The sequence below is a fragment of the Achromobacter maghribensis genome (genome assembly GCF_057334215.1).
This window is the reverse complement of record NZ_JBHFII010000063.1, coordinates 37380-47461: the sequence shown is the minus strand read 5'-3', so window position 1 is coordinate 47461 and position 10082 is coordinate 37380. Positions and strand designations below refer to the sequence as shown.

At 63.2% G+C, this 10082-nt stretch carries 10 protein-coding genes and 1 tRNA gene; 6 read left to right on the top strand and 5 right to left on the bottom strand.

From position 1 onward, the window contains the following. Positions 1–20 precede the first annotated feature (20 nt). Complete coding sequence (locus ACE039_RS29530; RefSeq protein WP_105558018.1) at positions 21–1169, bottom strand: sterol desaturase family protein; 1149 nt, start codon at positions 1167–1169, stop codon at positions 21–23. Positions 1170–1420: 251 nt separating this feature from the next. On the opposite strand from ACE039_RS29530, the gene ACE039_RS29525 reads away from it, so the two are divergent. The 4 genes from ACE039_RS29525 (at position 1421) to ptsJ (ending at position 4840) form a co-directional block, all read left to right on the top strand. Beyond that, a complete protein-coding gene (locus ACE039_RS29525) occupies positions 1421–1645 on the top strand; it encodes an HP1242/YdcH family protein (RefSeq protein ID WP_105558019.1) in 225 nt (74 codons plus the stop codon). Positions 1646–1814: 169 nt separating this feature from the next. Then, positions 1815–2417: a LysE/ArgO family amino acid transporter gene (locus tag ACE039_RS29520; RefSeq protein WP_485824115.1), complete on the top strand. Its 603-nt coding sequence runs from the start codon at positions 1815–1817 to the stop codon at positions 2415–2417. Between the two features lie 105 nt (positions 2418–2522). After that, the gene (locus tag ACE039_RS29515; RefSeq protein WP_310030775.1) at positions 2523–3431 is read left to right on the top strand and encodes a DNA/RNA non-specific endonuclease; all 909 of its coding nucleotides are present in this window, start codon (positions 2523–2525) and stop codon (positions 3429–3431) included. 113 nt (positions 3432–3544) lie between these two features. After that, positions 3545–4840, top strand: a complete 1296-nt coding sequence (gene ptsJ / locus ACE039_RS29510) for a MocR-like B6 salvage transcription factor PtsJ (RefSeq protein WP_485824137.1) — start codon at positions 3545–3547, stop codon at positions 4838–4840. A gap of 62 nt (positions 4841–4902) precedes the next feature. On the opposite strand, the gene ACE039_RS29505 is transcribed toward ptsJ, so the two are convergent. Beyond that, complete coding sequence (locus ACE039_RS29505; RefSeq protein ID WP_485824114.1) at positions 4903–5730, bottom strand: YggS family pyridoxal phosphate-dependent enzyme; 828 nt, start codon at positions 5728–5730, stop codon at positions 4903–4905. A gap of 162 nt (positions 5731–5892) precedes the next feature. Between ACE039_RS29505 and ACE039_RS29500 the strand changes: the two genes are divergently transcribed. Beyond that, positions 5893–6498: a hypothetical protein gene (locus tag ACE039_RS29500; protein ID WP_310030782.1), complete on the top strand. Its 606-nt coding sequence runs from the start codon at positions 5893–5895 to the stop codon at positions 6496–6498. 40 nt (positions 6499–6538) lie between these two features. On the opposite strand, the gene ACE039_RS29495 is transcribed toward ACE039_RS29500, so the two are convergent. Next, positions 6539–7537, bottom strand: a complete 999-nt coding sequence (locus ACE039_RS29495; protein WP_485824113.1) for a Bug family tripartite tricarboxylate transporter substrate binding protein — start codon at positions 7535–7537, stop codon at positions 6539–6541. 332 nt (positions 7538–7869) lie between these two features. On the opposite strand from ACE039_RS29495, the gene ACE039_RS29490 reads away from it, so the two are divergent. Next, complete coding sequence (locus ACE039_RS29490; protein WP_485824112.1) at positions 7870–8898, top strand: glycosyltransferase family 9 protein; 1029 nt, start codon at positions 7870–7872, stop codon at positions 8896–8898. A 91-nt stretch (positions 8899–8989) separates the two neighbouring features. On the opposite strand, the gene ACE039_RS29485 is transcribed toward ACE039_RS29490, so the two are convergent. Together ACE039_RS29485 and pstB are read right to left on the bottom strand one after the other, a co-directional pair. Continuing rightward, a tRNA-Pro gene (locus tag ACE039_RS29485) sits at positions 8990–9066 on the bottom strand. Positions 9067–9285: 219 nt separating this feature from the next. Further along, positions 9286–10062 carry a phosphate ABC transporter ATP-binding protein PstB gene (gene pstB, locus ACE039_RS29480; RefSeq protein WP_105559896.1) on the bottom strand — a complete coding sequence of 259 codons (777 nt, stop codon included), beginning with the start codon at positions 10060–10062 and terminating at the stop codon, positions 9286–9288. Positions 10063–10082 lie beyond the last annotated feature (20 nt).

Below are 10082 nucleotides of genomic sequence, written 5' to 3'. Positions count from 1 at the left end.
GGCCCGCACGCCGGGAAGAGCTACTTTTTGCGCAGGAAGGGATACGCCTGCTGCGCCAGAAAGGTGCCCGGCATGTCGTTGTCCAGGATGCCGTAGTTCTCGGGCAAGCGCTTGCCCACCCCGCGCACGGCGGTACCGAAGATGTAGTCGATGAACGAGAAGTGCGCCGCGTAGTTCTTGTCGATCGCTTCCCTGTCCGACGAGTGGTGCCAATGGTGGAAGTCGGGCGTCACGATGATGTAGCGGAGCCATCCCCATGGGAGCTTCACGTTGGAATGGATCAGCACTGCCTGGAAGCCGACGATGATGATGTAGGCGTCCAGCACCGATTTCGAAAAACCCAGCACGAACAGCACGCCCAGCACCGCCACGCGCGTAATCAGCAGCTCCACGATGTGCAGGCGCGAGCCCGCCAGCCAATCCAGCGTGCGCGTGCTGTGGTGCACGGCATGGAAGCGCCACATGACGGGCACCTCGTGATAGACCCGGTGCGCGGCATACTGCGCCAGATCCGCCACCAGCACGGCGACGAACAGCTCCAGCAAGTACGGCATGGATTGGATCGCAGCCTGCAAGGGCTCGTACGCTGCCCACGAGAACAGGCGGTGAATGAAAAAGTTGATGCACAACAGCACCGCCCCCACCGACAGGTGGTTGAACAGGAAGTGCTTCATGTCCACTTGCCATTCGCCGCGGAACACCGGTTGCCCCGGATACAAGGGCGTCAACTTCTCGAAAATGATGAAGACCGTGCTGGAGGCCAGCAAATCCAGGATGAACCAATCCAGGCCCAGGTACGGGTGATTGCCCGTGTTGGTCGTGGTCACCACGACCTGGCTGCCGCCGGCCGCGACGGCGCAGCAGACCAGCACGAAGGCCGAGATGTTCAGCCAGCGCTGGCGCCCCAGCACCGTGTTGGCCAGCGCGATCGACCCGGACACGAGCAGCGCGCCAAATAGCAGCGTGCGCATGGCATCCACGGAATAGAAGGCGCGCAGTTCCGGCGTGGTCAGATAGGCAGGGAAGTGGAAGGCCAGCACGCCCAGCACCGCCAGGATTGCCAGGAACAGCGCAATCACGCCGCTCATCATTCCCGTACCCGCATGGATACGTCCGTCCTGCCTAAAGAGTTCAAAGACTTGCCGATAGATGGGCACGCGCTGTTTCATGTCACTTTTATGGCTGACCACGGGGAAGCGAGTGTATCTCTGGGCGGAAACACTCATGTAAAGAAACGTGAGCATGCGAGACAGTTTTGCTAGAGCCACGGCGCGCTTGCGCCGCATCAATTCCTGGTGGAGGAGGATTTGGCCCTTCGGTTGACAAGGCCCGGGTGTTGGCGTGTCATGGAATCGACGCCGGCACGCGTCATGCCTGGCGCGCCACCGGTCCCGTCAACTGGTACCCAAGAGAGGCCTCAATGTTCCCTGAATATCGCCAACTCATTACCCAGCTGAAATCCGAGAACGCGCATTTCTCCGCCCTGTTCCAACGCCATAACGATCTAGACCAGGAAATCAAGAATATGGAGGACGGTATCGTCCCCAGTTCCGGCACCAATATCGAGGTGCTGAAAAAGGAAAAGCTGCAGCTCAAGGACAAGCTCTATGGCTTGCTGAAGGCGGCCGATCAAAACGGCGGCTGATCCCTGACGGCTGGAGGCGGCAGCGTCCTTCGCGCCTGGACGCAAGTGCGCCACCGCCCAACAGCCCGCATCACACGGCCTATTTAGCGAAACTAAAGTTGATTTAGGCTATTTAGTTTTTCTAATTTTCCGGAAAAGGCTAGTCTGTCGCCCTTTTACAGGGCAACCCATGACCACCGCCTTCATTCCCGGCTTCCTGCTCAGTTTCGGGCTGATCGTTGCGATCGGCGCGCAAAACGCTTTTGTGCTGCGGCAAGGGCTGCGCCAGGAATACGTGTTTGCCGTCTGCCTGACGTGCGCCGTGTCCGACGCCCTGCTGATCGCTGCCGGGGTGGCCGGCTTTGGACTCGCCGTCGATACCCTGCCCTGGCTGGAACCCGCCATGCGCTACGGCGGCGCCCTGTTCCTGCTGGTCTACGGGGTGCGCAGTTTGCGCTCCGCCCTGCGCACGCAGCATGACAGCCTGTCGCCTTCCTCCAAGCAAACGGCGGGCCTGGCCGCCACGCTGGCAGCCTGCCTGGCCTTCACCTGGCTGAACCCGCATGTCTATCTGGATACCGTGGTGCTGCTGGGGTCGATCTCCAGCCAGTACGAAGGCGCCAAGACCGCCTTCGCGCTGGGCGCGATGACGGCCTCGTTCGTCTTCTTCTTCACGCTGGGCTACGGCGCGCGGCTGCTGCGCCCCCTGTTCGCCAACCCACGCGCATGGCGCGTGCTGGACGCGTGCGTGGGGGTCGCGATGCTTGCGATCGGGGTGAAGCTGGTGGTGTAAGCAAGCCCGGTCCGGCAGGCAAAATAAGGGGGTATCAGCCGTCATCTACAATCGTCGCCGTGCCGGCCTTACCAAGGCGCCGGCCTGTAGCAACACACAGGTAGCATGACGCGCGCGAAGAAACCCGTTCAACGAAAAAAACGCCCGGCAGCCCGTAGCCAGACCCGCTCGGCAGGCCGCACATACCGATTCCTGCGAGCGCTCCTGGTGTCGTCGCTGGCCAGTTTTGGCGCGGCCACCTACGTACTGAAGCCGCAATGGCCCGCCCAATTCTCGCCCGACGCGATTCTGGCGAAGCTGGGCTGGCCGCCTCAAGAGAAATTCGCGCCCATCGTGGTGCCGGCCGGGGCGCTCTCCCAGACCCGCTTTGCCGATTGCCCCCAGTTCTTTCCGAAAGGCAACATGCCTGTCGTTCCCAGCCGGGGCGATCTGCGCGAGTTGTGCTTCTCGGCATTCGCCGTTTTGCATAGCGGCCAGACAAAGACTCCCGTCTTCGTAGCCGAACGGCTGAACCGGAAAACTCTCTCGCAGGCCCAGGGAATGCCGCGCACGGACAAGTTCTATGCTGAAGCGCGCCTGCCCCGCTCCGAACGATCGGACCTGGACGATTACAAGGGGTCGGGCTATTCGCGCGGGCACATGGCGCCGGCGGGTGACATGGGCTCCCGGGAGTCCATGGCGCAGAGCTTTTCGCTGGCCAACATGGTGCCCCAGGACCAGACGCAGAACGCCGGCCCCTGGAGCCGCATCGAACAAGACACGCGAAAGTACGTGATGCGCGCCGCAGGCGACGTCTACGTCTTCACGGGGCCGTTCTATACCGACAAACCCAAGACGATCGGGTCGGGCGTCGCGGTGCCCGGCTATGTCTACAAAGTGGTCTACGACGCGACGACCGGGCGTTCATGGGTGCACTGGCAGGCCAATGCCGCCAGCACCAAGGAAGGCCCGCCGATCAGCTACGAGGAATTCGTGCGCCGCACGGGCATGCAGCTGCTGCCGACGCAGGGGTAACGGGTTCGGCCGCCGCCCAGCAACCGCTGGTTATGGGAAAATCGGCTCAAACCCGCCGCATAGGACGACAACCCGCTTAGCCTGGTGGGTTCCAATCCTTGTCCCAGGACGATATGAAAATTCACGGCAAGACCGCCGCCGAGATCTACGATTGCGTGCGCACCTTGGCGCTGGCCGGGCAGTTGCCCGCAGGCGCCTCGCTGCCCCCGGTGCGGGATCTGGCGGTGGACTTGGGAGTGAACCGCAATACGGTGGCCTCGGCCTACCGGCGCCTTGTCACGGCCGGCATCGCCGTCACGCAAGGGCGTCTGGGCACGATCATCCGCGACCCTTTCCAGGCCGGCGAACAGGAAGGCACGCTGGCCAATTCTCCCCTGACCGATTTCGCCAGCGGCAACCCGAACCCCGCATGGCTGCCCGATCCCAACGCCGCGCTACGCCTGCGTCCCTACCGGCCCAGGCTGTACGGCGAGCCCACCATCAATGCCGGGCTGGAAGCGCACCTTCGCAAATGGTTCCAGCCCGACTGCCCCGCCCACTTCGACGTCGACCTGACACATGGCGCGGTGGATGCCATCGAGAGGCTGCTTGGCGCTTATCTGGTGGCCGGCGACAAGGTGGCTGTCGAAAACCCCTGTTTCCTCGGCAGCATCAACACGCTCAGGACCATCGGCCTGCAGGCCATCGGTGTTCCGGTCGATGCGCAAGGCATGCGGGCCGACGGGCTGGAGGCGGCTTTGGCCAAAGGGGCGCAGGCCGTCATCATCACGCCCCGGGCGCACAACCCGACGGGTTGCAATCTGAGCGACAAGCGGGCACGGGCGCTTGCGCGATTGCTGGCCAGGCACCCCGACGTCATGGTGATCGTGGACGACCATTTCGCGCTGCTTTCCAACGCCGCCTATCACCCCCCCATCCCCGACAACGCCTACCGCTGGGCCTTGGTGCGTTCTTTCAGCAAGGCGCTGGGCCCCGATATCCGGATCGCCGCCGTGGCAAGCGATTCGGCCACGTCGCGCCAATTGCGCCTGCGCCTGGCCGCCGGCACGAACTGGGTCAGCCATCTGCTGCAGGACATTGTTGAAGTCCAGCTCACGCAGCCTGAAACGGTCACGCTGCTGACCCAGGCCCGCGCCGACTACGCCAACCGCCGCAACATGCTGGAAGATGCGCTGCGCGCCCAAGGAATTGACGTTCCGGCGCAAAGCGACGGCCTGAACCTGTGGGTGCCGTTGCAGACCGACGACCAGGCGATCTCATTGGCCCTGGCCCGCCAAGGCTGGCTGGTGCGCCACGGTGACGCCTTCTCCGTCCAGGAAGCGGTTCCGGGTCTGCGGATCACGATCTCCCGCATTGAACCGGCGCAATGCGCCCGGCTTGCCCAAGACCTCAGGCACAGCCTGGGTTAAGCCGCCCTGCGGCAGCGCCGATCCCGTCCCGCCACAAGCGCGTCACGAAAGACGGTCCGCACTCACGAATCGGCGCCTTCCCCTTCCACCGTAGGCCAATAGTGGCTGTCGGGCAGGGCCCGCGCGCCAAAGATCGCCTGGCCGACGCGCACGACGGTCGCGCCTTCCTCGATGGCGATCTCGAAATCGCCGGACATGCCCATCGACAACGCGTCCAATGCGATGCCCGCCGGCGCGTCCTGCCGCAGTTGATCGCGCAGCTTGCGCAACAGCACGAAACACTGGCGCACGCGTTCGGCCTCGGCCGAGAACAGCGCTAGCGTCATCAGCCCGCGCACGCGCAACGCGGAAAAGCCGGGCAACGCGCGCAGAAAGGCCGGTACGTCATCGGGGTGCAGGCCGTATTTGCTGGCCTCGCCCGACGTGTTCACTTGCACGAACACGTCAAGGGCGCGGCCTTCTGCCTGCAGCCGCCGTTCCAGCGCCTCAGCCACGCGCAGGCTGTCCAGCGCCTGGAATTCGCTGGCAAAGCGCGCCACCAGCTTGGCTTTGTTGGTCTGCAAGTGGCCGATCACAGACCATTGCAGGTCATGCAGGTCCTGGGTGGCTTCCCACTTTCGATAGGCCTCTTGCGGTTTGTTCTCGCCCAACAGTCGGCAACCCGCCGCATGGGCCAGGCGGATGCTGGCTTCGGGCTTGGTCTTGCTGACGGGCAACAGACGAACTTCGGCGGGATCGCGCCCCACCCGGCCACACGCCGCCGCGATGCGCGCATGCACCGCCGCCAGGTTATGGCGAAAATCCTCAACCGACTCGGCTTCCGGCCAGCGGTTGTGCAAGTCATGCAGCGGCTGCGTCTGAGACGTGCTGGAGGAGGAGTCTGCGTTCACGGTTCGGGCCTCAAGGCATTGACATTGTCATAGGACAAAGATTAACACGATCCACCATACGCAGGAACCGCCGTAGCCGGTGCACGACGCGTGTGCGACACGGGCATGGGCATTTTCGAAAGCGGTATCATGACGCCACCCTAAATAACCGGATCCGTCGTCGTGACAAAACCCGTATTGCTGCTGGCGCTGGCCCTTGTATTGGCCGGCTGTTCCAAAGAAGAAACATCGCCTTGGACCCGCCTGCAAGCAGCTACGCCGCAATTGAAGGTGGCGGCCAACACCCCGGACGCCGCGGTGAAATCCTGGTGGCAGGTTCGCGACGAGGAAGCGCGATACGCCGTCGCCGTCTGCCAGGAAACCGCCGAGCTTTACCAGCCGTTCCGCTCCACCCGCGACAGCCTGTCGACCGGAGCGCTCCAGGCCACGCTGGCTGCCAACGACCGGTGCGACGCCGAGACCTACGAACGCGAGATCGTGAACGTCGATGTGCAATCCGACACCCGCGCACTCGTCGTCGCCCACATTCGGAACGCCAAGCCGCCCACCCCGGGCTACGTCATGAACATCGATGAGCGCGACAAGAAAGAACGGGGCGTACGGATGCAATACCTGCTTGAACGCGCCGACAACACGCAAACGTGGAAAGTGGCGCAGGTATACGGCCAGAACCGGTACTGCACGGTCGCGCCGGTGAATGGCTGGTGCCCGCTGTACAACCCGAACCCGGGCTCCGCCCATACGTACGTCTTCGAACCCGCGCAGTAAACACTGCGCGGCCATTCACGCACGGGCGGAGCCAGCGGGGTCAGTTCACGGTAACGCCGGCCTGTCGCACGACATCGCCCCAAAGCGAAATCTCTTTCACGATCTGATCACGGAAGTCCTGCGGGCTGCCCGGCGCAGCCGCCTCTCCCGTGGCCTTCAGTCGATCCGCCATCTCGGGCTGCACGACGGCGGCATTGATCGCGGCATTCAACTTGGCTTGAATCGCGGGCGGCACGTCCTTGGGGGCGATAATGCCGTACCACACCGTGACGTCATACGGCACCCCCGCCTCTCGCACGGTCGGGATGTCCGGCGCCGACGACACGCGTTGCGGCAGCGTCACCGCCAGCACTTTCAAGCGCTTATCCGCCCGATAAGGCAAGGTGGAACCCGCCGTCGTCAACATCGCGTCCACCTGACCCGATACCGTATCCGTCAACGCTGGCGCCGAGCCCTTGTACGGCACGTGGGTCATGGAAATGCCCGCCGTCTTCAGCAAGGCCTCCGTCGCCAGATGTGAAATACCGCCCGTGCCGGACGACGCATACGTCAGCACACCCGGCTTCTGCTTGGCCAGGGCGACCAGTTCGCCCAGCGTCTCGACCGGCACCTTCGGATTGACGGACACGAAGAAGGGGGCGCGCGCGATCATCCCGATCGGCGTCATGTCGCCCACCGGATCAAACGGCAACTTGTACAGGCTGGGGTTGACCGAATAGCTATTGGAAATCAAGGTCAGGGTGTAGCCGTCGGGCGCGGCGCGCAGGCCCTGCTCCACCCCCAGCTTGCCGCCCGCGCCGGGACGGTTTTCGACCACCACCGGCTGTTTCAGCCCCTCGGACAGCAGTTGGCCCAACAGACGCGCGATCCCGTCATTGCCGCCGCCCGCCGCGAACGGCACGATCAGCTTGATCGGCTGCGACGGATACTCCTCGGCATGCGCGGGCGAGCCCGCCATCAGGCCAAGCGCCAGCGCGACCGGCAGCAACGCCCTGGCCGCCTTGCCACGCATGGCATGAAATCTGGGTTGCTTCGTCATCCCTCTCTCCTCGTTGACGTCGTCGCGCATCGGACGGCGCGAATCTCTTATGTGCCGGCGCATCGGGAGGCGCCTGGCGTCGCGAAGTATGCCTTATCCGGGGCAGGCCCAAAGCCCATCAAAAAAATATGCGCCACGCTTGGTTTTGGCGTCACGAAATCAACGAAAATCCGTACCCGCCCGGGGCGAATATTCGCCCCCGCGGACCCCACGCGGGGCTCGCCGTTACTCCGCAATTGCATTTGTAATACCCATTGACGGGGAGGCCCTTTTTTACGGGAAACTAGGCACCAGGATGTAGCGTCACCCCTCACCACGTATAGACAAGCGATATGGAACAGTCGACTCTGGATGGTTGCACGCCAAATAACCCCGCTATCTACATTTCCGGCGGGATCGGCGATGGCATCCTCAATATGGTCTTCGCACGGGCCTTGGCCGAACACGCCGGAACCCCCGTCACGCTTCTCATGACGCAGCCGGAGGCATCGCTGGCGCTGTTTCGGGCCCAGTCCTATGTAAAAGAAGTTGTCCCGCTGAAAGAAATCAGCAAGTTGGAGGGTCGGGCTCGCGTCACCGAGGCTAGCCGTGTTTTGGCGGCAGGCGCCTACGACGCGCTTTTTCTGTTTACTTTCCGGTCGCATATCGCGGCGGCGGCTCGTCTTGCGGGCATCCCGCAGCGCGTCGGTTATCTGCGCTGGCATCACCCGCATTTTGCGCGTTGGCTCACGGACAGGGTCTGGGTTCGACGCAAAGGGACACCGCATCCCGATACCCACACCTGGCTGCCGGAGGTGTTACGCAAGGTGGGCTGTCCCTACGAGGCACGCTACCCATCGCTCGATATCGCCCCGCGCGCCCTTGATATCGCCGGGCAACTCACCGAAGGCCTGCCGCGGATGGTCGGCTTTGGCCTGAACGCCTCTGCCCCTACACGGCGCTATGCCGCGCAGGCCTATGCGCAGGTCGCCCGAATCTTGCATGAACGCGATCCCGACCTGGCGTTCCTGCTATGCGGCGCCAGCGATGTACAACACATCGCGCAGGAGCTTCGCGCCGCGTTACCGCCGTCGATCCGTGTCCTCGACATCACGCAAGGCAACACGGACATTTGCGTGAGCCAGGCGCTGATCGCCCGGACTTTGGCCTTTGCGACCAATGACAGCATGGGGATGCACATCGCCGTCGCCCATGGCGTGCCAACGATCGGACTGTTTGGGTGCAGCCCCGTCATGCGCTATGCGCCCTGTCTTCATCCGCTTGAACCGTCGGACGGCCCGGGCATGGACGGGATTTCGCCTGCGGTCGTGGCCGAGGCCATCTGGCGCCAGCTACCGGGCACGCCTCGCGCATCGACGTGAAACGGGGCGCCCTGGCGTTGTCGCCATGGCGCATGGCGCGGAAATGACAAAGGCCGTCAGTGAGCACTCTCACTGACGGCCTTTTATTTACTGGTCGGGGCGGTGGGATTCGAACTCACGACCCTCTGCTCCCAAAGCAGATGCGCTACCAGGCTGCGCTACGCCCCGAAGGGTGGCAACTATACCAGAATCCCGCCCGGCCCGGGAATCATCCCGCCTACGACGCCATTCGCCCTCGCCCTTCCGGCTATCCCCTGGTTGACACCTATATAGCTCAAGCCTAAATTAATTACGGCTTCTGGCGCATACCGATCCCGGTCAGCCCAATGCAAAACGGCGCGCCAGTCAGGCGCGCCGTTTTGCATCAAGGGACGATCCGGTATGCGATCAGCCGAAACGGCCCGTGATGTAGTCCTCGGTTTCCTTGCGCGACGGCTTCACGAAAATCTGGTCGGTCTGGCCAAATTCCATCAGCTCGCCCAGGTACATGTAGGCGGTGTAATCCGAGCAACGGGCGGCCTGCTGCATGTTGTGCGTCACGATCACGACCGTGTAGTCGTTCTTCAGTTCGGCGATCAGCTCTTCGATCTTGGCGGTGGAAATGGGGTCCAGCGCCGAGCACGGTTCGTCCAGCAGCAGCACTTCGGGCTTGATCGCCACGCCGCGCGCGATGCACAGGCGCTGTTGCTGGCCGCCCGACAGGCTGTTGCCGCTTTGGTGCAGCTTGTCCTTCACTTCGTTCCACAGCGCAGCCTTGCTCAGCGCCCACTCCACGCGTTCGTCCATCTCGCCCTTGGACAGGCGTTCAAACAGACGCACGCCGAAGGAGATGTTGTCGTAGATGCTCATCGGGAACGGCGTGGGCTTCTGGAACACCATGCCGACCTTGGCGCGGATCAGCGAAATATCGGTCTTGGTGGTCAGCAGGTTTTCGCCGTCCAGCATGATTTCGCCCTCGGCGCGCTGGCCGGGGTACAGCTCGAACATGCGGTTGAACGTGCGCAGAAGTGTCGACTTGCCGCAGCCCGACGGGCCGATGAAGGCCGTGACCTTCTTCTCCTGGATCGACATGTTCACATTGCGGATCGCATGGAACTTGCCGTAGTAGAAGTTCAGGTTCTTGACCTCGATCTTGTTCTTGACGGCGGTAGCGGTGTTTTCCATTTCTCTTCCCTTGGCTCGGG

Excerpts from the sequence above, each read along its gene's own strand:
- ACE039_RS29490 (WP_485824112.1), top strand. The coding sequence starts at position 7,870 with ATGGAACAGTCGACTCTGGATGGTTGCACGCCAAATAACCCCGCTATC.
- ptsJ (WP_485824137.1), top strand. The coding sequence starts at position 3,545 with ATGAAAATTCACGGCAAGACCGCCGCCGAGATCTACGATTGCGTGCGC.
- ACE039_RS29495 (WP_485824113.1), bottom strand. The coding sequence starts at position 7,537 with ATGACGAAGCAACCCAGATTTCATGCCATGCGTGGCAAGGCGGCCAGG.
- ACE039_RS29525 (WP_105558019.1), top strand. The coding sequence starts at position 1,421 with ATGTTCCCTGAATATCGCCAACTCATTACCCAGCTGAAATCCGAGAAC.
- ACE039_RS29530 (WP_105558018.1), bottom strand. The coding sequence starts at position 1,169 with ATGAAACAGCGCGTGCCCATCTATCGGCAAGTCTTTGAACTCTTTAGG.
- pstB (WP_105559896.1), bottom strand. The coding sequence starts at position 10,062 with ATGGAAAACACCGCTACCGCCGTCAAGAACAAGATCGAGGTCAAGAAC.
- ACE039_RS29515 (WP_310030775.1), top strand. The coding sequence starts at position 2,523 with ATGACGCGCGCGAAGAAACCCGTTCAACGAAAAAAACGCCCGGCAGCC.
- ACE039_RS29520 (WP_485824115.1), top strand. The coding sequence starts at position 1,815 with ATGACCACCGCCTTCATTCCCGGCTTCCTGCTCAGTTTCGGGCTGATC.